The organism is Ruegeria sp. HKCCD6119, from assembly GCF_013110585.1.
In the GTDB taxonomy this organism is placed as follows: domain Bacteria; phylum Pseudomonadota; class Alphaproteobacteria; order Rhodobacterales; family Rhodobacteraceae; genus Ruegeria.
Genome location: NZ_WVQV01000001.1, coordinates 465,219 through 487,451 on the forward strand (window position 1 = coordinate 465,219; position 22,233 = coordinate 487,451).

Annotated in this window: 19 protein-coding genes; 12 read left to right on the forward strand and 7 right to left on the reverse strand. The window is 58.8% G+C overall.

The window, feature by feature from the left end; translation table 11 throughout:
- Positions 1 to 60: 60 nt before the first annotated feature.
- A complete protein-coding gene (locus GS611_RS02365; RefSeq protein WP_171631742.1) occupies positions 61 to 636 on the forward strand; it encodes a DUF924 family protein in 576 nt (191 codons plus the stop codon).
- 46 nt (positions 637 to 682) lie between these two features.
- On the opposite strand, the gene GS611_RS02370 is transcribed toward GS611_RS02365, so the two are convergent.
- Complete coding sequence (locus GS611_RS02370; protein WP_171631746.1) at positions 683 to 1,117, reverse strand: hypothetical protein; 435 nt, start codon at positions 1,115 to 1,117, stop codon at positions 683 to 685.
- Positions 1,118 to 1,330: 213 nt separating this feature from the next.
- Here GS611_RS02370 and lpdA point away from each other — a divergent pair, with 213 nt between their 5' ends.
- Positions 1,331 to 2,725, forward strand: coding sequence for a dihydrolipoyl dehydrogenase (lpdA, locus tag GS611_RS02375; protein WP_171631749.1), 1,395 nt, complete (start codon positions 1,331 to 1,333; stop codon positions 2,723 to 2,725).
- A 153-nt stretch (positions 2,726 to 2,878) separates the two neighbouring features.
- Here the strand turns inward: lpdA and GS611_RS02380 are convergent, their stop codons facing one another.
- Positions 2,879 to 4,264 (reverse strand): dipeptidase, encoded by a 1,386-nt coding sequence (locus tag GS611_RS02380; RefSeq protein ID WP_171631753.1) that lies wholly within the window; start codon positions 4,262 to 4,264, stop codon positions 2,879 to 2,881.
- A gap of 325 nt (positions 4,265 to 4,589) precedes the next feature.
- On the opposite strand from GS611_RS02380, the gene hemA reads away from it, so the two are divergent.
- The 3 genes from hemA to ispG all read left to right on the forward strand — a co-directional run bounded on the left by hemA (position 4,590) and on the right by ispG (position 8,341).
- Positions 4,590 to 5,813 (forward strand): 5-aminolevulinate synthase, encoded by a 1,224-nt coding sequence (hemA, locus tag GS611_RS02385; RefSeq protein WP_152458284.1) that lies wholly within the window; start codon positions 4,590 to 4,592, stop codon positions 5,811 to 5,813.
- 129 nt (positions 5,814 to 5,942) lie between these two features.
- Positions 5,943 to 7,148, forward strand: coding sequence for a helix-turn-helix domain-containing protein (locus tag GS611_RS02390; RefSeq protein WP_171631757.1), 1,206 nt, complete (start codon positions 5,943 to 5,945; stop codon positions 7,146 to 7,148).
- A gap of 71 nt (positions 7,149 to 7,219) precedes the next feature.
- Entirely contained in the window at positions 7,220 to 8,341 is a 1,122-nt protein-coding gene (gene ispG / locus GS611_RS02395; RefSeq protein WP_171631761.1) for a flavodoxin-dependent (E)-4-hydroxy-3-methylbut-2-enyl-diphosphate synthase, read from the forward strand.
- A gap of 18 nt (positions 8,342 to 8,359) precedes the next feature.
- Here ispG and GS611_RS02400 read toward each other — a convergent pair whose 3' ends face one another.
- Genes GS611_RS02400 through GS611_RS02410 form a run of 3 tightly spaced genes read right to left on the reverse strand, consistent with a single transcriptional unit; the run spans position 8,360 to position 11,592 of the window.
- Positions 8,360 to 9,430: an agmatine deiminase family protein gene (locus GS611_RS02400; protein WP_171631764.1), complete on the reverse strand. Its 1,071-nt coding sequence runs from the start codon at positions 9,428 to 9,430 to the stop codon at positions 8,360 to 8,362.
- Positions 9,431 to 9,454: 24 nt separating this feature from the next.
- A complete protein-coding gene (locus GS611_RS02405) occupies positions 9,455 to 10,213 on the reverse strand; it encodes a DsbA family protein (protein ID WP_171631767.1) in 759 nt (252 codons plus the stop codon).
- Positions 10,210 to 11,592 (reverse strand): M48 family metalloprotease, encoded by a 1,383-nt coding sequence (locus GS611_RS02410; protein WP_171631770.1) that lies wholly within the window; start codon positions 11,590 to 11,592, stop codon positions 10,210 to 10,212. The genes GS611_RS02405 and GS611_RS02410 overlap by 4 nt, the downstream gene beginning before the upstream one ends.
- On the opposite strand from GS611_RS02410, the gene GS611_RS02415 reads away from it, so the two are divergent.
- The 3 genes from GS611_RS02415 (at position 11,591) to GS611_RS02425 (ending at position 16,625) form a co-directional block, all read left to right on the forward strand.
- Entirely contained in the window at positions 11,591 to 12,754 is a 1,164-nt protein-coding gene (locus GS611_RS02415) for a pyridoxal phosphate-dependent aminotransferase (protein WP_171631774.1), read from the forward strand. The two genes, GS611_RS02410 and GS611_RS02415, sit on opposite strands and share 2 nt — an antisense overlap.
- A 66-nt stretch (positions 12,755 to 12,820) precedes the next feature.
- Positions 12,821 to 14,041 (forward strand): N-acetylmuramoyl-L-alanine amidase, encoded by a 1,221-nt coding sequence (locus tag GS611_RS02420; RefSeq protein WP_171631776.1) that lies wholly within the window; start codon positions 12,821 to 12,823, stop codon positions 14,039 to 14,041.
- Between the two features lie 94 nt (positions 14,042 to 14,135).
- Positions 14,136 to 16,625: a PBP1A family penicillin-binding protein gene (locus GS611_RS02425; protein ID WP_171631779.1), complete on the forward strand. Its 2,490-nt coding sequence runs from the start codon at positions 14,136 to 14,138 to the stop codon at positions 16,623 to 16,625.
- Here GS611_RS02425 and GS611_RS02430 read toward each other — a convergent pair.
- The gene (locus tag GS611_RS02430) at positions 16,619 to 16,975 is read right to left on the reverse strand and encodes an aminoglycoside phosphotransferase family protein (RefSeq protein WP_171631782.1); all 357 of its coding nucleotides are present in this window, start codon (positions 16,973 to 16,975) and stop codon (positions 16,619 to 16,621) included. The genes GS611_RS02425 and GS611_RS02430 overlap by 7 nt on opposite strands.
- Positions 16,976 to 17,110: 135 nt before the next feature.
- Here GS611_RS02430 and prfB point away from each other — a divergent pair, with 135 nt between their 5' ends.
- The 4 genes from prfB to GS611_RS02450 all read left to right on the forward strand — a co-directional run bounded on the left by prfB (position 17,111) and on the right by GS611_RS02450 (position 21,260).
- Positions 17,111 to 18,238 carry a peptide chain release factor 2 gene (prfB, locus tag GS611_RS02435; RefSeq protein WP_171631785.1) on the forward strand — a complete coding sequence of 376 codons (1,128 nt, stop codon included), beginning with the start codon at positions 17,111 to 17,113 and terminating at the stop codon, positions 18,236 to 18,238.
- 1 nt (position 18,239) lies between these two features.
- Positions 18,240 to 18,944: a M50 family metallopeptidase gene (locus GS611_RS02440; RefSeq protein WP_371732216.1), complete on the forward strand. Its 705-nt coding sequence runs from the start codon at positions 18,240 to 18,242 to the stop codon at positions 18,942 to 18,944.
- 103 nt (positions 18,945 to 19,047) lie between these two features.
- On the forward strand, positions 19,048 to 20,448 hold the full coding sequence (locus GS611_RS02445) for an amidase (RefSeq protein ID WP_171633794.1): 1,401 nt from the start codon (positions 19,048 to 19,050) through the stop codon (positions 20,446 to 20,448).
- Between the two features lie 26 nt (positions 20,449 to 20,474).
- Entirely contained in the window at positions 20,475 to 21,260 is a 786-nt protein-coding gene (locus GS611_RS02450; RefSeq protein WP_171631789.1) for a DUF2189 domain-containing protein, read from the forward strand.
- A 9-nt stretch (positions 21,261 to 21,269) separates the two neighbouring features.
- On the opposite strand, the gene GS611_RS02455 is transcribed toward GS611_RS02450, so the two are convergent.
- Entirely contained in the window at positions 21,270 to 21,989 is a 720-nt protein-coding gene (locus tag GS611_RS02455; RefSeq protein WP_171631791.1) for a helix-turn-helix domain-containing protein, read from the reverse strand.
- Between the last annotated feature and the right edge of the window lie 244 nt (positions 21,990 to 22,233).

A 22,233-nucleotide genomic window follows, 5' to 3' on the forward strand; every position in this document is an offset into this window, starting at 1 on the left:
GCAAAACGGCCTTAAATGACGTTACGTCCAGACTACGGGCACAAGACGGAGTTTAAGGCAATGGTAACGCCTGAAGAAGTATTGAGTTTTTGGTTAGATGAGGTGGGTCCAAAGGGCTGGTACAGTGAGGATGAAGCGCTGGATTCAGAAATCCGCGCACGTTTTCAATCAACCTGGGAGGCTGCGGCCGAGGGCAAGTTTTCGCTCTGGCTGACCTATCCCAGCGGGTCACTGGCTTACATAATTTTGACGGACCAATTTCCACGCAACATGTTCCGCGGGCAAGCGCGTGCTTTCGCGACGGACCGAGCGGCCCTGGCGGCTGCGAAATGCGCGGTGGACAGAGGTTGGGACAAGAAGATCGATGAACCGGCCCGGCAGTTCTTTTACCTGCCGATGATGCATTCGGAAAATCTGTGTGATCAGGAACGCTGCGTGCGTCTGATCTGTCAGAACCTAAGCGGCGATACAAGCAATCTGCTGCACGCCCGTGCGCATCGTGAAGTGATCCGCAAGTTCGGTCGTTTCCCTTACCGGAACAAAGCACTGTCGCGCAGCTCAACCCCCCATGAAGTGGCTTACGTCGACATGGGCGGCTATGGCAGCACCGTACGACAACTGCAAGCGATGGCCTGAGATCGCAGATACATGTTGTGCGCCTCGGTTGTTCGCGCGGGGCGCTTCAGGATCCCGGCTCACATCCTTTGAACGCCAGGACGCGTTCGGATGCGATGTCTGCTCCGGTCTGTATGGCTTGGGCGATCAGAACCTCTGGTGTCTCTGCAAGTTCTGTGAATCGCTCCTGCGCAGATTGCAGCTTTTGTTCAACCGCGTTCAGGCGGCGCAATGTTGCCTGGATATTTTGAGCGGTTTGACTGTCCGTAACCTGATTTTCCTTCATCAGCGTCGCCAAATCGTCACGCAACGCGGAAAGTTCGCCCCGAATGCCCTTCGCCTCATCCCGAAAAGGGGCAAGAACCTGTACGGCCGTTGAGAATTCTGCCGAGACGCTTTCGACTTTCGATGCCAGCTTCCAGCCTAAAAACAAGCAAAGCGCCACAAGTATCAAAGTTGCGTTAAGCAGAGCAAGCGCCAGATCTTTCAGTGTTTTGGCCATGGTAAACCCCTTGAATTCAATGTCTTCACGAATGTCCGAGCGGCGTCGGCAGTTCCGTTCTAGCCATAGCGCGGGCCGGGGTATAGGCTGAAATCCGCACATTCAGGCATGGTTTACCTTGCGTCTCATTTGTCGCGGGAAGGCGTGTTGATGCGTTTCTGGAAATAGTTTAATGGTAAACTAAATTTTCACCACCTGCGCCGAGAGGAACACATGGCTGCACAATCCTATGATCTGATCGTAATCGGGGCTGGCCCCGGTGGCTATGTCGCCGCCATCCGTGCGGCCCAGCTTGGTCTGAAAACCGTCGTGGTCGAGCGCGAGCACCTTGGTGGCATCTGCCTGAACTGGGGGTGCATTCCCACCAAGGCATTGCTGCGGTCCTCCGAAGTGTTCCATCTGATGGAACGCGCCAAGGATTTCGGATTGAAGGCCGACAAGATCGGTTACGATCTGGACGCGGTCGTCAAGAGGTCCCGTGGTGTTGCCGGGCAGCTTTCGGGCGGCATCGGCCATCTGCTGAAAAAGAACAAAGTCGCCGTGGTGATGGGGGAGGCAACAATCCCCGCAAAAGGCAAAGTCAGCGTCAAGACCGACAAGGGCACCGAAGAACTGACGGCCAAGAACATCATTCTTGCAACCGGCGCACGGGCCCGCGAACTGCCCGGTCTCGAGGCTGACGGCGATCTGGTCTGGACGTACAAGCACGCGCTGCAACCGCCCCGGATGCCAAAGAAACTGCTGGTCATCGGCTCGGGCGCGATCGGCATCGAATTTGCCAGTTTCTACAACACGCTGGGGGCCGACACGACGGTGGTCGAGGTGATGGACCGCGTGTTGCCCGTGGAGGATGCGGAAATCAGTGCCTTGGCCAAGAAAGCCTTCATCAAGCAAGGCATGACCATCATGGAAAAAGCCATGGTCAAGCAGTTGGATCGCGGCAAGGGCAAGGTCACCGCTCATATCGAGGTCAAGGGCAAGGTTGAAAAGCACGAGTTCGACACCGTTATCTCGGCTGTCGGGATTGTTGGGAATGTCGAAAACCTCGGGCTCGAGGCACTGGGCGTCAAGATCGACCGCACGCATGTGGTGACGGATGAATATTGCCGCACCGGCGTCGATGGCCTTTATGCGATCGGTGACATCGCGGGCGCGCCCTGGCTTGCACATAAAGCCAGCCACGAAGGTGTCATGGTTGCCGATCTGATCGCGGGCCAGCATGCGCATCCGGTCAAGCCCGAAAGCATCGCCGGATGTACCTATTGTCAGCCGCAGGTGGCCTCGGTGGGATATACCGAAGCCAAGGCCAAAGAGCTGGGTTACGACGTCAAAGTCGGTCGCTTCCCCTTCATCGGCAACGGTAAGGCCATTGCTCTGGGCGAACCGGAAGGTCTGATCAAAACCGTGTTCGACGCCAAGACAGGCGAATTGCTGGGGGCCCATATGATCGGCGCGGAAGTCACGGAACTGATTCAGGGCTATGTGGTTGGGCGGCAGCTGGAGACCACCGAAGAAGACCTGATGAACACGGTCTTCCCGCACCCGACTCTGTCAGAAATGATGCATGAAAGCGTGTTGGATGCGTATGGTCGCGTGATCCATATGTAACGTCATAGGCGTGTTGCGGTCGGGCAGGGGGCTCTGCCCCCGCCTTGCTGCGCGCGGCTCCCCCGGGATATTTTGTGCCAGATGAACAAGGGATCCTTTATTCATCTGGCGGCAAATATCCCGGAGCGCGAGGCAGAGCCTCGCTGAAATCCGTTACTGGTTCAAAGCATCCAGAATGCGGGCCCAAGAACGGATACCCTTGTGGAAGCTTTTGACGTCGTATTTCTCATTCGGCGAATGGATGGCGTCATCCTCGTTGGCATAGCCGACCAGCATCGAATCCAGCCCCAGAACGGTATTGAAATACCCGACGACGGGGATCGAGCCGCCCATGCCGGTAAACACCGCTTCGCGGTCCCACTCGTCCGACAGTGCTTTGCGCGCGGCCTCGAATTCCGGGCGATCGATATTCATGACTGAAGCGGGCGAACCTTCCAGATCGTTGTCCCAGACAACTTTTGCATCCGGGGACAGGCGATCCTCGACATGTTTGCGGATCTTGCTGCGCAGCGCGTCGGGGTCCATATCGCCCACCAGTCGGCACGTGATTTTACAATGCGCTTCCGAAGGGATAACGGTTTTCGAGCCTGCGCCATTGTATCCGCCCCAGAGCCCGTTCACCTCAAGTGTCGGGCGCGCCCATTGCTGTTCGAGCGTCGAATAGGCTTTTTCGCCGTGCGGCTGGGTATAGCCGACCGAATTCAGATAATCCGCTTCATCGAAGCCGCAATTCTGCCACTGGCGCAGCTGGTCCTGGGGCACTTCATGAACGCCTTCATAGAAACCATCGACCGCGACACGCCCGGTTTCGTCATCATAGAATGAGGCAACGATTTTCGACAGCTCGCGCAGCGGGTTCAGCCCCGGGCCACCGTAATGGCCGGAGTGCAGATCGATGCGGGGCCCGATGATGGTGAACTCGTCCTTCAGCATGCCACGAAGCTGCGCGGCAATCGACGGAACACCTCGCGATACCATGGATGTATCGCAAACCAGCGCCAGATCCGCTTTGAGTTCGGCCGCGTTTTCTTCGAGGAAGGGGACCAGAGAGGGTGAGCCGGATTCCTCTTCGCCTTCAAAGAAGAAGGTGATGCGGCAGGGCAGGGATCCGTGCACCGCTTTCCAGGCGCGGCAGGCTTCGACGAATGTCATCAACTGACCTTTGTCGTCCGATGCGCCGCGCCCGCGGATAACGGGGCCGTGCTCGGTATCTTCGATGGCGGGGTCGAACGGGTCGCGCGTCCAAAGGTTCAACGGATCGACAGGTTGCACATCATAATGGCCATAAAACAGGATATGGGGTGCATCCGAGTCCTCGCCCACATGGCCTACGACCATCGGGTGCCCCGGAGTTTCCCGTTTTTCTGCTGCAATTCCGATACTATTGAGGTCGGCAACCAGCCAGTCGGCTGCACGGCTGACGTCGGCCTTGTACGCGGGATCGGTTGAGATCGAAGGGATGCGCAGCAGCTCCATCAGGCGGTCGATCGAGGTTTGCAGATCTTCGTCAATCCGGTTCAGCACGGTGTCTAGCGACATGGGGATCTCCTGCTTGTCAGTGTTCGGGCGAACCCTAGCAGCGTTGACAGCGCCGTCCAGAGCGGTTGATCTGAATTGTTCATGCAATCAAAAGCCCACGAATGACGTTGGGCGGGCTGCGTCGTTTCCACGCGTCCGATAGCCGGAACTCTACTTGCCGTGAGCATTGCAAACTTATATTTGATGCAAATCAAAGTTGGGTTCACCTGTTCGGCTGTAACCAGCTGAATAAAGTAACACAAAGCTGCTGATACAGGTTAAGCTGTGGGATGTGGCAGACTAATTGCCCAAGGGAAACCGGAAACGGGCATTCAAGGAGGGTCCGTTGGACTATACTGCTCAGCTCGATTCAGCGATTGCCAGGCTGCATGACGAAGGACGTTACCGGACCTTTATCGATATCGAACGTCGCAACGGTCATTTTCCGCACGCGGTGCGCACGCGCCCGGACGGCTCGCAGCAGAACATCACCGTATGGTGCGGCAATGACTATCTGGGCATGGGCCAGCACCCTGTTGTTCTGAACGCAATGCACGAGGCGGTCGAAGCCGCAGGTGCCGGGTCGGGCGGTACGCGCAACATCTCGGGGACAACGGTCTATCACAAACGGCTCGAGGCCGAGCTGGCAGATCTGCATGGCAAGGAAGCCGCGCTTTTGTTCACCAGCGCGTATATCGCCAACGACGCCACGCTCAGCACGCTGCCCAAGCTGTTTCCGGGGCTGATCATCTATTCTGACGCGCTGAACCATGCTTCGATGATAGAAGGGGTGCGCCGAAACGGCGGGGCCAAGCGCATCTTCCGTCATAACGACGTGGCGCATCTGCGCGAATTGCTTGAGGCGGACGATCCCGCCGCACCCAAGCTGATCGCCTTTGAATCTGTCTATTCGATGGACGGTGATTTTGGTCCGATCGAAGAAATCTGCGATCTGGCAGATGAATTCGGCGCGCTGACCTATATCGACGAAGTGCACGCGGTGGGCATGTATGGCCCGCGCGGTGGCGGCGTGACCGAGCGTGACCGGCTGGCACATCGGATCGACATCATTAATGGCACTCTGGCCAAGGCCTATGGCGTCATGGGGGGCTATATCGCCGCCAGCGCAAAGATGTGCGATGCCGTGCGGTCTTATGCGCCGGGCTTTATCTTTACGACATCGTTGCCGCCGGCAGTTGCCGCAGGAGCTGCTGCATCCGTTGCGCACCTGAAAACCGCGTCTGAGCTGCGCGAGCAGCACCAGACTCAGGCGAAGATCCTCAAGCTGCGGCTGAAGGGAATGGGCCTTCCGCTGATCGACCACGGCAGCCATATCGTGCCTGTGATCGTCGGCAATCCGGTGCACACCAAGAAGCTCAGCGATATGCTGCTGGACGATTATGGCATTTACGTGCAACCGATCAATTTCCCGACCGTCCCGCGCGGAACCGAGCGTCTGCGTTTTACCCCGTCTCCGGTGCATGGACCCGACGAAATGAACCGTCTGGTGCAGGCGATGGACGAACTTTGGTCACATTGTGCGCTAAATCGCGCCGAACTTGCCGGATAACCTAACGCCAAAGTGTGCAACGAGTTTGCCGCGTGTTAAGCTTACGCTAACAAAACGAGTAGACGAATCATTCTGGGGATGATTCGCCACTTACGCGAAATACGCGACAGGCAGAATGGGGCAGCAGGGATGATTGGGCGCAGATCTCAGCGCGAATCCGAAGAGGACGTAGATGTCAGACCAAAAGGGTTTGACGACTACGAAGTTCGACTAGGCGACAAGATGCGTGGTGAACGCGCAACGATGGGCAAATCTCTTCTGGATGTTCAGCGCGAGCTGCGGATCAAAGCCAACTATATCGCTGCAATTGAAAACGCCGACCCCGATGCGTTTGATACACCCGGCTTTATCGCCGGGTATGTGCGTTCCTATGCGCGCTATCTGGGGATGAACCCTGATGAGACCTTCGCGTCTTTCTGCAAGGAAAGCGGATTTGAGGTTGCGCATGGCATGTCCGCAGAGGCCTCGGTGGTGCGGAAACCTTCGGGGGCTCTGCCTGCGCGCGGCCCGATGGGGCGGGATCCGTTCATTTCGCCCAATACGCCCTATATTCCGGGCAAGGAGTCTCTGGTCAGTCAGATTGAACCCCGTGCAATCGGTTCGTCGCTGGTTTTGCTCGCGGTGATCGGTGGCATTGGCTATGGCGGTTGGGCTGTTTTGAACAAGATTCAGCAAGTTCAGGTCAGCCCGGTTGAACAGGCACCGGTGGTTCTGTCTGATCTGGATCCGCTGGATGCGGCGCGCAGCAACGTGTCAGATCATGTTGCGGAAGTGGCAAGCGCCGAAGCATTGGACCGTCTCTATCGTCCGCAGGCGCTGGATGTTCCGGTGCTGGTTGCGCGGGATGCTCCGATCTCCACGCTTGATCCGCGCGAGGTTGGAACCTTCCGCCCGCCCGAATTGCCGCAGTTCGAAGTGGCTGAACTGCACACGGTCGAAAAACCGGCCTTGCCGCAAGTGGTCGAACAGATCGATACCACGCTAAAGATCGTGGCGGTTGATCCGGCATGGATGCGCGTGACGGCTGCGGATGGCAGCGTCATTTTCGAAGGTACACTGGGAACCGTCGAGCAGGGCAGTGTATTCGAAGTGCCCCTGACGGAAGAACCGCCGACATTGCGTGCGGGCGCGTCGGGATCGGTATATTTCGCGATGAACGGTGAACATTACGGCCCGGCGGGTGCTCCGGGAACGGTCGCCAAGGGTGTCGTTCTGTCGAAAGACGCCGTGTCCGAGGCCTATGCCGTCGCCGATCTGGAGGCGGAACAGAACAGTGCGCTCAAGCAACTGGTGGCGGAACTGCAAACCGAGGCGACAGAAACGCCCGCCGAGTGATCTAGCCATTGCGATAACCCTGTTGCCGAACTATCTACAGTCGCAACTCAGGCAGACGCGGATCCGTCCTTATGTCCCTCAATCACGTGCGCCCATGGCGCGACATCTATCGTCGTAAATCCCGTCAAATCATGGTCGGCAACGTCCCCGTCGGTGGCGATGCACCCATTGCCGTTCAAACCATGACCAACACGCTGACCACCGATGTGGCGGCGACCGTGGCGCAGGTACAGGCGGCGGCCGAGGCTGGCGCTGACATCGTTCGCGTTTCGGTTCCTGATGAGGCGTCGTCCAAGGCATTGAAAGAGATCGTGCGCGAAAGCCCGGTGCCCATCGTTGCGGATATTCATTTCCACTATCGGCGCGGGATCGAGGCCGCCGAAGCAGGCGCTGCCTGTCTGCGCATCAATCCCGGCAATATCGGAGACGAAACCCGTGTAAAAGAAGTCATCCAGGCGGCGCGCGACCACAACTGCTCGATCCGCATCGGCGTGAACGCGGGCAGCCTGGAAAAGCACCTGCTTGAGAAATATGGCGAGCCGTGCCCCGAAGCGATGGTCGAAAGCGGGCTGGAACATATCCGCATCCTACAGGACAATGATTTTCACGAGTTCAAGATCAGCGTAAAGGCCAGCGACGTGTTCCTGTCGGCCGCGGCCTATCAGGGCATTGCCGAGGCGACGGATGCCCCCATCCATCTGGGCATTACCGAGGCCGGAGGGCTGGTCAGCGGCACGATCAAATCGGCCATCGGGCTAGGCAACCTGCTGTGGATGGGGATTGGCGACACGATCCGCGTCAGCCTGTCTGCTGACCCGGTGGAGGAGGTCAAGGTCGGGTTTGAAATCCTCAAATCCCTTGGCCTGCGTCATCGGGGTGTCAATATCATCTCGTGCCCATCCTGCGCGCGACAGGGTTTTGATGTCATCAAAACCGTCGAGGCGCTGGAACATCGCCTTGAACACATCAAGACGCCGATGTCCCTGTCGATCATCGGCTGCGTGGTCAACGGCCCGGGCGAAGCGCTGATGACCGATGTTGGTTTCACCGGCGGCGGTGCAGGGTCCGGCATGGTCTATCTGGCCGGCAAAGCCAGCCACAAAATGTCGAACGACCAGATGATCGATCACATCGTGGAAGAGGTCGAGAAAAAGGCGGCTGAACTGGATTCGGCGGCTGAAGCGGCTGAATAGCCTGTTTCTTCACGACATTTAAAAACCGGGCATCTGTTGTGTAGCGCAATGGATGCCGCCACCCAGCTCTCCCAGCACATCCACGTCAAGCGTCACGACTTCACGCCCGGGGTGGTGTTTTGCAAGCGTTTCCGACGCGATCCTGTCTGTTTCCGAGTCTCCGAACCGGGCCGCAATCACACCGCCATTGCAGACGTAGTAATTGGCATAAGAGGCCACGAAATCCAGGTTTTCGACCCGGCGGATATGCGGCTCGGGTATCACGTCCATGTCGATGCCCGCGGCAATGAGACGATCATGGGTGTCCAACGCGGCCATGTTGAAAGGGTCATATTTGTCCGGCTCATCCGGCAGGTTGATGATGCCGCGACCGGGGCCGGTAAAGCGGGCCAAACTGTCAATGTGATAGTCGGTGATATCTTCGCCCCAGACACCTTCGGACCAGATCATGCGTTTGGCCCCATAGGCCGCCAACAACCGGGCTTCGATCTCGTCCCGGGTGAGGCCGGGATTGCGGTTGTCATTCACCCACGAGCTTTCATGCGCCATTAGCGTCCCATGCCCATCCTGCTCGACGCCACCGGCTTCGCCGATCAGCCCGGTCGGCAACAGGGGCAGACCCAGCCTTTCGGCCACTCTGCCGGCAATTTTCGCATCATGTGCGTGAACCTGTTTTCCTCCCCACCCATTGAACTGGATCTGCTGGACCGCAAGCGCGCCACGGTCGTTGATCGCAAAGACCGGGCCTGCGTCCCGGCACCACAGATCTTCGGTCGGGACATCCCAGATCTCGACCGCCGCAGAAAGCCGTTTGCTGATATCTGCGTGATGTTCCGATCCGGCGAGCATTGTGACGAGTTCAAAAGCAGAGATCGTGTTTGCGATTTCCGCAATGGTCCCCTGTACCATTTCCAGAAAAACGGGATCGCGATAGACGGTTCGGCTGACCGGCCATTGCATGAAAGTGCGATGATGCCGGGCGTCTTCGGCCGGCACGTGGAAGCCGGTCGCGGGCTGCGCAATTGACTGGCCAGAGAAACCCGTCATACCCAAGGCTCCTCCGGCCACCAGAAATTCCCGCCGCTTCATGGCACGTTGCCGACAGATCCGGCCTTAGCCGCGTTCGGCACGTATACCGTTAACGATCTGCTGCATCTGATCGGCCGGCAAATAGCCACGCAGCATCTCTGTGCCCAACACAAACGAAGGTGTGCCCGAGATCTGCATCCGCTGGGCCAGAGCACGGGTGCGCGCAATCTCATCCGTGACGCGATCGCTGTCCATCGCCGCGATGATCTCGTCGCTGTTCAGCCCCAAACCGTCCGAGATGCGGCGTAGGGCAACTTCGCTTGGCTCGCCGGTGAATTCCAGCAGAGCATCATGGACCTGCTTGTATGCGTCGTCGCCCGCCACGTGTTTGGTGGCCACGGCAAAACGTGAGGACAGCACAGACGCATCACCCAGGATGGGGAATTCCTTGATCACAAGGCGGATGTTGCCGTCTTCTGCCAGCAGGCTGGTAACTTCGGGAACGGCACGGCGGCAATAGCCACACCGGTAGTCCATGAACTCGACCAGCGTGATGTCGCCATCCGGGTTGCCGCCAACCCAGCTGTACCCGTCATCAAACAGTTCATCCGCATTGGCGGCGACCAGTTCTTTGTCCGCCGCGGCTTCGGCGACGGCATTGCGCTCTTCCAGAATGTTGATGGCTTCGATGATCACTTCGGGGTTTTCCAGCAGGTATTCGCGCACCTGGGCACCAAATTCCGCCTTCTCGGCATCGTTCATCGCGTTCAAGTCCAGCGCCTGCGCCGAGGTCGCCGCCAAGGAAAGCCCCAGAAGGGCGGGTGCAGCATGTCTGAGGATCATTTCCGTTTCCTTTTGTCTTTGTCGAGTCGTTCCGATGCAATCAACACGTCTTGTGCCCTTTGCCAACCCGGTGAGCCTTCGGGCAGACGTGCCACGGCGCGTTTTGCGTGAATTCCGGCATCTTTCAACCGCCCTTGCAGCGCATAACGCTCTGCCGTCACGGTCGACGCCATACCATCATTGCCGACCTGAGCATAGGCAACACCCAGATCCTGCAACAGCCTGGCGTTCCGGTAGTCCCGGGCGCGGGCTTTTTCCAGCACGCTCAGGGCCTGTTTGGTTTGGCCCTGCGCCAGCAACGCCCGCCCGTAGCCAGCCAGGATCAGCGCATCGTTCGGAGCCATTTCAACAGCGTTGCCATACGCTTCAACAGCCGCGCCTATTTGCCTGTTTTCCAGCAGAATTTGCCCTTTCAGGTCATAATAGTAGGGGTCGTTCGGGCGCAGAGTCAGGGCCTTGTCGATGGCACGGCGCGCGCGATCCAAATCACGGTTCTGATGATAAGCCGAAGCCTCGCGCATCAGGCGGATGTCCTGGGCGGTTTCTTCTTTGGCGCGCCGTAATGTCCAACTGGGTGAGCGTAAAAAGGCCGACAATTTGCCTTTGACGCGGGCGAACCAGTAGTCGGCATTGGCATTCGGAACGGCCTTGTCGCCGAACTCATCCAGAAACGCTTCGGCGGCGCGCAACCGTTCACGACTGGTGGGATGCGACCGCATGTACGGGTCCTGATTGGCGACGCTCAGCAACTCCTGACCCGCGAATTTCCTGTGCAGATCAACCATGCCGCTGGGGGAAATCTGAGCCCATCGCAGATAGCTTGCAGCGCTTCGGTCGGCCGAGGCCTCTTCGGCGCGGGTATGGCCCAGAAAGCTGCGGATTGCCGCGCCTTGGGTGCCTGCGGCGATGCCAATGGCGGCTTCACCCCCTCCGGCCGCAGCCGCAAGCAGGGCCAAAGCGGTACCAAGGCCCGCATTGCGCCGCGCCGCCTTCAGGTTTTCGGCGCGGCGGGCCAGATGGCCGTTCGCAATATGCGCGGCCTCATGCGCGATCACCGCTTGCAGCATTTCGGGGCTTTCGACCGTAAGGATCAGCCCGTAATTCAAATAGATGGCGTTGTAGTCGATGACGAATGCATTGAACGTGTTGTCATTGACCACAAGGATTTGAACCCGATTGGTGTTCAGACCGGCGGCGCGCAGAACCGGAAAGGCCAGCTCGCGCAGGCCACGCTCGATATCGGGGTCGCGGATCAGGCTTTGCCCATGGGATTGCGCTGCCGCCGCCAGCCAGACACCAACCGACAGGATCAGAGCCGGGATTGACGTCAGCAGGGATACGCGTTCAAAAGCCATGGCTGCAACATGGGAGATGGGCATGAGAAACTCAACCCGGTCCGGGGTCGATCCCTTCATAGTGATGGACGTGATGGAAGCCGCGCGCCGTGCGGAAGAAGCGGGCCGCCATGTGATTCACATGGAGGTTGGCCAGCCCGGAACCGGCGCCCCCAAGGGCGCGACCGAGGCGCTGGCGAAGGCGATGGATCAAAGCCCGTTGGGCTATACGGTGTCTCTGGGCTTGCCTGCGCTGCGAAAGCGTGTCGCGCAGCTTTATGGTGAGTGGTACGATGTGGACCTGAACCCGGAGCGCGTGGTCATCACGCCCGGATCGTCCGGCGGGTTTCTGCTGGCTTTCACGGCATTGTTCGACAGCGGGGATCGCGTCGGAATCGGTGCGCCGGGGTATCCGTCTTATCGCCAGATTCTCAGGGCACTTGGATTGGTGCCGGTCGATCTGCCGACCGCGCCTGAAAACCGTCTGCAACCCGTGGCAGCGGATATTCAGGGAATGGGCCTGAAGGGGCTGATGGTGGCGTCTCCGGCGAATCCTACCGGCACGATGCTGGATCACGCCGCCATGGGGTCGCTGATCGAAGCCGCACACGGGCAGGGGGCATCCTTCATCAGCGACGAAATCTATCATGGTCTGGAATACGAGGCCAAGGCCGTGACCGCACTGGAACTGACGGATGAGTGCTATGTGATCAACTCGTTTTCCAAGTATTTCTCGATGACCGGTTGGCGCGTGGGCTGGATGGTCGTGCCCGAGGATCAGGTGCGCGTTGTCGAGCGGATAGCCCAGAACATGTTCATTTGCGCGCCGCATGCCAGTCAGGTTGCCGCACTGGCCGCGATGGATTGCGAGGACGAGCTGCAAGCCAATCTGGACGTGTACCGCCGAAACCGCGCCCTGATGCTGGACGGGCTGCCCAAGGCGGGCTTTACGAAAATCGCGCCTCCGGACGGGGCTTTCTATGTCTATGCCGACGTGTCTGACCTGACCGATGACAGCCGCGCATTTGCGGCCGAGATTCTGGACAAGGCCGGTGTCGCGGTCACGCCGGGTCTGGATTTCGATCCGCAACGCGGCCATACGACGTTGCGTTTTTCCTATGCGCGTTCGACGGCCGACATTCAGGACGGGCTGGAACGGTTGCGCTTGTTCATGACCCAGCGGAAGGTGATCGGGGAACCTGCCTGAGCCGTTCACAAATCAGCCCTTGTGGTATAGGCTGCCCGGCAAACGATCTCGGGAAAACTTGAGGCCATGAGCAGGATCTTCATTTGCATCGCCCTGATCTGGGCGTTGTGCGGCAGTGCCGTCGCGCAGGATTTCAGCGCGCTGGCACGCGTTCAGCCCGACCAGAGCCGCATCACGGATGTGGGGCGAACCGGCGTTCGCGTGGATATCGGCCTGAGCCAGGGGGTGCCGTACCGGATCTTCACCTTGCAGGATCCGTACCGGATGGTTCTGGACTTCAACGAAGTGGACTGGACCGGGCTGAACCGAACGGATTTCCTGCAATCCGAACGCGTCAGCGGCGTGCAATTCGGGGCCTATGTTCCGGGTTGGTCGCGGTTGGTGTTGGAACTGGGCGCTCCGATGGCCGTAGACACTGCCGAGTTGACGGTTGCCGAGGATTCGGGGGCGGCTCTGCTGTCTCTGAGCCTCAAGGGCACGGATTTTGATACGTTCAACGCAACCGCAGGTGCGCCGCGCAACCCGGGATGGGACTTGCCGGAGCCGGCTGATGTGCCGCAGGCATCGGCGCGCTCGGCAGACAGGCCGTTGCGCGTAATGCTCGATCCGGGGCATGGCGGGATCGATCCGGGTGCCGAAATCGATGGCGTTGGTGAAAAAAACCTGATGCTGACCTTTGCCCGCGAACTGCGCGAAGTTCTCTTGCGATCAGAAGGTTATGAGGTGGTCCTGACCCGCGTTGACGACCAGTTCGTCTCGTTGGAGCGCCGGATTGCCCTGGCGCATCGGGCTGGCGCGGATCTGTTCATTTCGTTGCATGCGGATTCCCTGTCGGAAGGTCAGGCCCACGGGGCTGCCGTCTATACCTTGTCTGCCGATGCTTCGGATGTGGCCAGTTCAAAACTGGCCGAGCGGCATGATCGGGGGGATTTGATCTCGGGTATCGATCTGAATGGTGCCGATGATCAGGTGGCCGATGTTCTACTTGATCTGGCGCGCCAGGAAACGATGCCGCGGACCAGGTCACTGGCCAGCGCGATCGCCAACGGGATGGCCCAGCAAGGCGGGCCGATGAACCGCAAACCGCTGCGGACTGCTTCGTTCTCGGTTCTCAAGGCGGCCGATATTCCGTCTGTTTTGGTCGAACTTGGATTTCTGTCCAGCCCCAGAGATCGGGAAAACCTAAGGGATTCGGAATGGCGGGCGAAGATGGCCTTGGGGATCTTTCAGGGGATCGAAGACTGGCGTCAGCAGGATGTGATCCGCAAATCCCTGATTGGCCAGTGACCTTGCGACGCAAAACGGCTAGAATACGCTTGGTGTTTTGACCCTTGGGCGGTGCAACACTATATAGGCACCACCGCGAGAAAAAGGCAGTAACGTGATCCGGTTCATTCTTTCGTTTTTCGGGGCGATCTTCAGTATCGTTACCTTGGGTATTTTCATGGTCGCACTGGTGATCGGTGCGGTGTTCTGGATGTATGGCCGGGACCTGCCCAGCCACGAATCCCTGGCCCAGTACAAGCCCCCGACGATCAGCCGGATCTATTCGGGCGAAGGCCAGTTGATCGACGAATTCGCGCAGGAACGCCGCCTGTTCACGCCGTCCTCGGAAATTCCCGATCTGGTGAAACAGGCGTTTATTTCGGCGGAAGACAAGAATTTCTATACCCATCAGGGGTACGACCCACGCGGCATTGTCGCGGCAGGTGTCGAAGCGGTGCGCACCAAAGGCGGGACCGTGCGGGGTGCATCGACCATTACGCAGCAGGTAATGAAGAACTTCCTGTTGTCGGGCGACCGCCGGGCAGAACGCAAGATCAAGGAAATCATCCTCGCCACCCGGCTCGAGGATACCCTGGACAAGGAGCAGATCCTTGAGCTCTACCTGAACGAGATCTTTCTGGGTCAGAACTCGTACGGTGTGACGGCCGCCGCACAGACCTATTTCAACAAGACCTTGCAGGAACTTGCCCCGCACGAGGCCGCGATGCTGGCCGCGATGCCCAAGGCGCCGTCGGATTACCACCCGGTTCGGGAAAAGGAACGCCTGCTGGCCCGCCGAAACTATGTGCTGCGCGAGATGTACCAGAACGGTTACATTGATCAGGCGACCTATGAGTCCGAGGTCGAGATGCCGCTGCGCTCGGTTCAGAACGGCGATTTCGAAAGCTTCCGCACCGCATTGCCGCCGCGAGACTACTTCACCGATGAAATCCGACGTCAACTGAGCGAGGACTTTGGTGAAGGTGAGTTCTTTACCGGCGGCTTCACGGTTCGTGCGTCGGTCGACGAGGAAATGCAGGTCGAGGCCGCAAAGGCCCTGCGCACGGCGTTGCAAAAATATGACCGGTCGCGCGGGAAATGGCGTGGCACAGGCGAAGTGATCCCGGAAGAAAAACTGGCGGATGAGGCGCAGTGGCGACAGGCGCTGTCGCTTCTGGAAATTCCGCGTGATGTGGTGCTGCCGACCCGCTGGTATCCCGCCGTGGTTCTGAATGTCTCGGATCAGCAACTTACCGTCGGGATCGAAGACGGCCCTGCGAATGGCACCATTCCGCGGTCCGATATCAAGTGGATGCAGGGTGATTTTGCGGCGAACTTCAAACGCGGTGATGTGATCCTTGTTGTCGAGGGCGAAGAGGGGCAGTGGTCTGCCCGTCAGGTGCCCGAAGTTCAGGGCGCCTTTGTGGCGATGGATGTGAACTCGGGCCGCGTTCTGGCGATGCAGGGCGGGTTTTCTTATCAGGACACCGTTTTCAACCGCGCCACGCAGGCACAGCGCCAGCCGGGTTCCAGCTTCAAACCCTTTGTCTATGCCGCTGCGCTGGACAGCGGATACAGCCCCGCAACTATCGTTGTGGACGCACCGATCGAGGTGAACACGCCACAGGGCTTGTGGCGGCCCAAGAACTCGTCGAACAAGTTCTACGGGCCGACGCCTTTGCGCACCGGGATCGAGCAGTCGCGGAACCTGATGACCATCCGTCTGGCGCAGGAAGTTACAATGCCCGTCGTTGCCGGCTATGCGGAGCGGTTCGGTGTCTATGACCGGATGGGCGCGTTTTTGGCCAACTCGCTGGGCGCCGAGGAAACCACGCTCTACAAGATGGTCGCGGCATATGCGATGTTCGCCAACGGCGGCCAGCGTGTGGAGCCGACTCTGGTCGACCGCATTCAGGACCGGTTCGGCAAGACCATCTATCGCCACGATGACCGTCAGTGTCTGGACTGTAACTCGACCTGGCTGGAACCGGATGAATCGCCGACCCTTGTCACAGACCGCGCGCAGGTCATGGATGCGATCACCGCCTATCAGCTGACATCGATGATGAAGGGTGTGGTCGACCGCGGGACGGCATCCAGAGTTGTGAATCTGCCTGTGCCAACAGCAGGCAAGACCGGAACCACCAACGAATCCAAGGATGCGTGGTTCATCGGCTTTACGTCGAACATCGTGGCGGGTTGCTACATCGGCTACGATCGACCGCGCCCGATGGGGCGGGGGGCTTATGGTGGTACCTTGTGCGGCCCGGTGTTCCAAAGCTTCATGGAAAAAGCCGTCGAAAAGTATGGCGGCGGGCCATTCAAGGTTCCAGAAGGTGGTCACTTTATCAAAATCGACCGTTTCAGCGGCGCCCGCCTGCCGGATGACGCCACCGGCGACTATGTCGTGGCCGAATTCTTCCGCGACGGTGTCGATGGGTTCATCGACCGTGTTTATGATGGTGGTTTTGCGATTGGTTCCGACCTGCCCTTGTTCGAGGAAGCGCAGCGCGCAGGTGTGCAGGTTCAAACCTCCACCGGTCAAACCATCACGGTCGGCCCCAAGGCTACGCAAGGCGATCTGAGTACCGGCGGTCTTTACTGATCGGTCGCGTCCAGAAAAAGGCGCAAAAGGTCGGCTTCCGGGTCGTTTTCGATGGTACCGCCGGATCGCCAGCAGATGGACAAGGCGCATTTGGCGGTTGCCCATTGGGCCAGCCGTTTCTCTGAAACCTTCATGGCTTCGGAATAGAGCGACAGGCAGGTTTCGATCTGCCGGGGATTGCGCACCAAATCGGTCATGCCTTTTGGGTGCCGCAGTGCATTTGCCAGCTCAAAGGCCGGATCACCTGCATATCCTTTGGCATCGAAAACCCGCGGGCCATTGTGGGTTAGAACAATGTTGCCCGGGTGAAGATCCCCGTGCAAGGGCACCGGCGTGGGCTGTCTCGGCAACCAGTTCCGGCTGATGCAATTCCCATCGGTCCGGAAACTCTTTGAATGTGCCTTGCATTCACGCCCAGCCCGTCTTGTGGTGTCTCGCACCTCTTGCTATCACGCAGGCCTGATTGAGCAAGTTGGGACAAGACCATGCGCGCCGAAACCCAGAACACTGTGGCGGAAATCGAAAAGTCGCTGGAGCTGCTGGCGCAGCGCATGGACTATGAGACCGCGCCGCATCGCCTTGAGGAATTCAATGCGCGCGTCGAAGATCCCAACCTGTGGGACAATCCCGAAAAGGCGCAGAAACTGATGCGCGAACGGCAGATGCTGGTCGACGCGATCGAAACCTACGAGTCCATCAAAACCGATCTCAGCGACAATATCGAGCTGATTGAGCTGGGCGAGATGGAGGAAGACCAAGAAGTCGTTCAGGATGCCGAAGCCGCGATCAAGACGCTAAAAACCAAGGCCGCGAAGAAAGAGCTTGAGGCGCTGCTGGACGGTGAGGCCGACAGCAACGACACCTTCCTCGAAATCAATTCGGGCGCGGGCGGAACCGAAAGCTGTGACTGGGCGTCGATGCTGGCGCGGATGTATGTGCGCTGGGCCGAGAAGAAAGGCTATACGGTCGAGCTTCAGTCCGAAACCCCGGGCGAAGAGGCAGGGATCAAATCCGCTGCGTACAAGATTTCGGGGCACAACGCTTATGGCTGGCTGAAATCCGAAAGCGGCGTGCACCGGCTGGTGCGGATTTCGCCTTTTGACTCGGCGGCCAAGCGGCACACCTCGTTCTGTTCGGTCTGGGTCTATCCCGTGGTCGACGACAATATCGAGATCGAGGTGAACCCCGCCGATATCCGCATCGACACCTACCGGTCATCGGGTGCCGGTGGTCAGCACGTGAACACCACGGACTCGGCTGTTCGGATCACGCATATCCCGACCGGGATTGTTGTAACCAGCTCGGAAAAGTCGCAGCACCAGAACCGCGATATTGCCATGAAAGCCCTGAAATCGCGCCTGTACCAGCAGGAACTGGACCGCCGGAACGCCGACATCAACGCGGCACATGAGGCCAAGGGTGATGCGGGCTGGGGCAACCAGATCCGGTCATATGTTTTGCAGCCCTACCAGATGGTCAAAGACCTGCGGACAAATTACGAGACCTCGGATACCAAGGGTGTTCTGGACGGCGATCTGGACGGCTTCATGGCGGCCACACTGGCCCTGAACGTGGCGGGCAAGAGCCGCTCCGAGGCCCAGGGCGACAGCTGAGGTGAAGCGTAACAGCCCTTTCCTGAACGTTCTGAAAGGGCATTGGCAGCTTATCCTCATCACGGCCCTGGTGTTTCTGCTTTGGAATACACCGGTTGCGGTTCCACTGAAGATACTGGTCGTCTTTCTGCATGAGTTGTCTCATGCGGTGACGATCCTGATGACGGGCGGCTCGGTCGAGAGCTTTTCGATCTCACCACAACAGGGCGGCGTTGTCGTCGGCCGGGGCGGCAATCGCTTTCTCAGCCTGTCTGCCGGGTATCTTGGTTCCCTCGCGCTGGGCATGGCCCTTTTGATCCTTGCCTTGCGAACACGGGCCGACCGCGCCGTTCTGGCGGGTTTTGGCGGCGTCATGTGTCTGGTGGCGGTGCTGTATATCCGCGACCCGTTCGCCCTTGTTTTCAGCATCGGAACCGGGGCTGCGATGATTGCTGCGGCGTGGTATCTGCGCCCGGATGTAAGCGATCTGGTGCTGCGCGTGATCGGATTGACCAGCATGATCTATGTCCCTTTCGACATCTTCGATGACACGATCCGACGGTCCGGCGCGCGGTCGGATGCATTCATGCTGGCCGAGGAATTCGGTGGCTCTGCCATGTTGTGGGGCGGGATCTGGCTGGTGCTCAGCTGCATCGTGATCGTTCTTTGCCTGCGCTACTGGCTTGGGGCTGACAGCAACCTGCATTTTCGCAGATCAGCGCGCTGACATTGCCGTCTGAGACTTCACTGAAAAGATACATTTAAACAGTGGGTTTAAATGATCCGAGCTGCCCGCTAGGCTGCCGGAAACGACAATGGATTGGCGCGTCATGGACCTGACCCGGATATCGGCTACAGACCTTTTGAAACAGTTGGCCAACCGGCAGGTTTCAGCCTCGGACGTGATGCAGGCCACGCTGGATCGCATCGCCAAGGTCAATGGTTATGTGAATGCCATCGTCGCATTAAGGGATTCAGATGGTTTGATGGCCGAGGCGAAGGCCTGTGACGACGGCCCGATCACCGGCCCGCTGCACGGTCTTCCAATCGCAGTCAAGGATCTTGTGAACGTGGCGGGTGTCGTCTCGTCGCAAGGATCACCTGTTTTTCAAGACCACGTGCCAGCCAGCGACGATCTGATCGCCGCGCGGATGCGGCAAGCCGGTGCCATCCTGATCGGAAAGACCAATACGCCGGAATTTGGGCTGGGATCGCACACGTTCAATCCGGTCTATGGGGCAACGTGCAACCCTTATGATGCCAATCGTACCTGCGGTGGCTCATCCGGCGGGGCGGCGGTTGCCTTGGCGACGGGCATGGTTGCTTTGGCCGATGGCTCAGACATGATGGGCAGCTTGCGCAACCCTGCTGCCTGGAACAACGTTTATGGCTTTCGGCCAAGCTGGGGCAGGGTGCCTTCCGATCCCGTGGGGGACAGCTTTTTGCACCAGTTGTCGACACTGGGCCCCATGGCGCGCTGCCCCGAAGACCTGGGTGTTCTGCTTGATGTCATCTCGGGTCCGGACCCGCGCTTGCCGCTGGCCGTTGAAAGTGCGCCGGTGTCGCCAGTGACCGCCGCAGAGCTGCAAGGGCTGCGGATCGGGTGGCTTGGCGACTGGGGCGGCGCTTTTCCGACCGATCCCGGTATTCTTGACATCTGCAAAGACGCGATGGGCGTGTTCGAAACGCGTGGCGCGCGGGTTGAGGACATCGCCCCGCCTTTCGATGCCGAAAAACTCTGGACCAGCTGGATCACCTTGCGGTCGTTCAGCGTGGCCGCCGGGCTGGAACCCTTGGCATCGCAAAAGGAAGACTTGAAAGACACGGCACAATGGGAACTGGATCGGGGTCTGGCACTGAGTGCAATGGAGGTGCACCACGCCAGTGTCATCCGCTCGGAATGGTTCCGCTGCGCGGCGATGCTGTTCGAACAGTTTGACGCGTTGGTTCTGCCGTCTGCTCAGATCTGGCCGTTTTCGGTTGATCTGCCTTACCCGACAGAGATCGCGGGCCGGGCCATGGATACCTATCACCGATGGATGCATGTCACGATACCGGTCAGCCTGATCGGCCTGCCATGCCTTGCTGCGCCCGCGGGGTTTGGCACGCAGGGGCTGCCGATGGGGTTTCAATTGTTCGGGCCCAAAGGATCGGACCGGAAACTGTTGTCAGTCGGAGCGGCTTACCACGCCGAAACCAATTGGCCAAACAAGAGGCCGGCGATGCCATAACGCCGGTCAGGGAGGAGGAAGACAACATGGAAAAACCCTTTGGTGTTCCGGATATGCGACCGGTCGATACCGCCATGCTGCGTACTGCATTGCAGCGCGCCTGGGCCGACTTTCGCCGCGCACCGCTGTTCGGCCTGATTTTTGCGGGGTTTTACGTACTTTCCGGGTGGGCGATGGCGTGGGTGACAATTCAAACCGGAACAACCTTCTGGCTGGTGCTGGCGGCCATCGGGTTTCCGCTGATCGGTCCGTTCGCCGCTGTTGGTCTGTACGAGGTATCGCACAGGCTGGAACAAGGAGAGCCGCTCGATTTTGGCGCGATCTTCGGGGTCGTGATGCAGCAAAGCCGCAGACAATTGCCCTCGATCTGCGCGATCATAGTTGTCGTGTTTCTTTTCTGGTTTTTTCTGGGGCACATGATCTTTGCCCTGTTCATGGGGTTGGCGACGATGACCAACGTGTCGACCTCGCTTGAGGTGTTTCTGACATTGAATGGCCTGACAATGCTGGCCGTCGGCACGGCCGTCGGGGCGGTTTTTGCAACCGTTCTGTACATGATCACCGTTCTGTCGATCCCTCTGCTGCTGGACCGCGAGCTGGATTTTGTAACGGCCATGATCACCAGCTTTACCTACGTGTCAGAGAACTTTCCGGTGATGCTGGCCTGGGGTGCCTTCATCGCGGTGCTGACATTTCTGGCGATGGTGCCCTGGTTTCTGGGGTTGCTGGTGGTTCTGCCGTTGCTGGGACATGCCAGTTGGCATCTTTACCGGCAGATCACGCAGGACGATGAAGAGGAAACACCAACCTGAGACGGAAGGTTACAGGTTCTGAGCCACGTTGTTCGTCGACAAGCGCGCAGCAGCAAAAATGGCCGTCGAGTCGTGCCCAAGGTATTTCAGCACAACGGGTTCGGGCGTTGTCGCATTTGTCGGGCTGATGACCGACCCACGCCAATGAACTGCCGTTCCCGTAGGGTCCGGAGAGATCAGATAGACCCGGCTGTTCTGACCTTCCCGCTGGGAGGTCAGCATATAGACGGTGTCACCGCTTGAGGCTGCTATCCCCTGTATTTCCCGCGCTTTCGGTGTTGCCTCGGGCATTGCCGCGCGCGACACGTAGCCACGGATCAACGTACATTGGGCCAAGGGTCGGGCGTGCAGCAGGGTCATCCGGTGTTCAGCCGAAAGGCTTTCGATTACCGCGTAGAACCCGGGTGAAAACGGGGATTTCTCGATCGCATCCGCACCAGAACCCAAAAACTCTGTCAGGGCCGGAGTTGCGGGGTGTTCTTCGATCTTTTCGATCTCGTCCAGCGGTTTCAGAAGAATGCGGGCATCCACATCGAAGAACCGGCATATACGGTCCAGCACATCCGGTCTGGGAACGCTTTCACCGGAAAGATATCTGTTGAACTGGGTACGGTTTACGCCAAGTTGGCGGCACAGCGCCGAGACCGAGCGATATCGCTTTGCCAATTGCCGAAGGTTCGCACCAAACATTGCGCGAATCTCGGCTGGACTACGAATATCGTCAGTCATGGGTGTCCACGTCTTGCTAAGTTTCCGGAAGAAACCGTCAACGCACCGACGCCGAAGCCCGGTGCATATTCAAAAATCGTACAGAATGACCCCAAGCAACGTATCCCCACGTCGCGTTGCGGCGACAAGGCTAACGTTCTCATGTGTAAAGGCAATAGGCTTTATCTGAAAATGCCTGATCTTTTTCCGGAAAAGCCGACCCTATGGCAATTTTAGCGCATTCAGATCGCCAGAGTTGAATTGC

Bases quoted from the DNA above. Each gene is read 5' to 3' on its own strand.
- GS611_RS02365 (WP_171631742.1), top strand. From the start codon at position 61: ATGGTAACGCCTGAAGAAGTATTGAGTTTTTGGTTAGATGAGGTGGGT.
- GS611_RS02370 (WP_171631746.1), bottom strand. From the start codon at position 1,117: ATGGCCAAAACACTGAAAGATCTGGCGCTTGCTCTGCTTAACGCAACT.
- lpdA (WP_171631749.1), top strand. From the start codon at position 1,331: ATGGCTGCACAATCCTATGATCTGATCGTAATCGGGGCTGGCCCCGGT.
- GS611_RS02380 (WP_171631753.1), bottom strand. From the start codon at position 4,264: ATGTCGCTAGACACCGTGCTGAACCGGATTGACGAAGATCTGCAAACC.
- GS611_RS02390 (WP_171631757.1), top strand. From the start codon at position 5,943: ATGATTGGGCGCAGATCTCAGCGCGAATCCGAAGAGGACGTAGATGTC.
- ispG (WP_171631761.1), top strand. From the start codon at position 7,220: ATGTCCCTCAATCACGTGCGCCCATGGCGCGACATCTATCGTCGTAAA.
- GS611_RS02400 (WP_171631764.1), bottom strand. From the start codon at position 9,430: ATGAAGCGGCGGGAATTTCTGGTGGCCGGAGGAGCCTTGGGTATGACG.
- GS611_RS02405 (WP_171631767.1), bottom strand. From the start codon at position 10,213: ATGATCCTCAGACATGCTGCACCCGCCCTTCTGGGGCTTTCCTTGGCG.
- GS611_RS02415 (WP_171631774.1), top strand. From the start codon at position 11,591: ATGAGAAACTCAACCCGGTCCGGGGTCGATCCCTTCATAGTGATGGAC.
- GS611_RS02410 (WP_171631770.1), bottom strand. From the start codon at position 11,592: ATGCCCATCTCCCATGTTGCAGCCATGGCTTTTGAACGCGTATCCCTG.
- GS611_RS02420 (WP_171631776.1), top strand. From the start codon at position 12,821: ATGAGCAGGATCTTCATTTGCATCGCCCTGATCTGGGCGTTGTGCGGC.
- prfB (WP_171631785.1), top strand. From the start codon at position 17,111: ATGCGCGCCGAAACCCAGAACACTGTGGCGGAAATCGAAAAGTCGCTG.
- GS611_RS02445 (WP_171633794.1), top strand. From the start codon at position 19,048: ATGGACCTGACCCGGATATCGGCTACAGACCTTTTGAAACAGTTGGCC.
- GS611_RS02450 (WP_171631789.1), top strand. From the start codon at position 20,475: ATGGAAAAACCCTTTGGTGTTCCGGATATGCGACCGGTCGATACCGCC.
- GS611_RS02455 (WP_171631791.1), bottom strand. From the start codon at position 21,989: ATGACTGACGATATTCGTAGTCCAGCCGAGATTCGCGCAATGTTTGGT.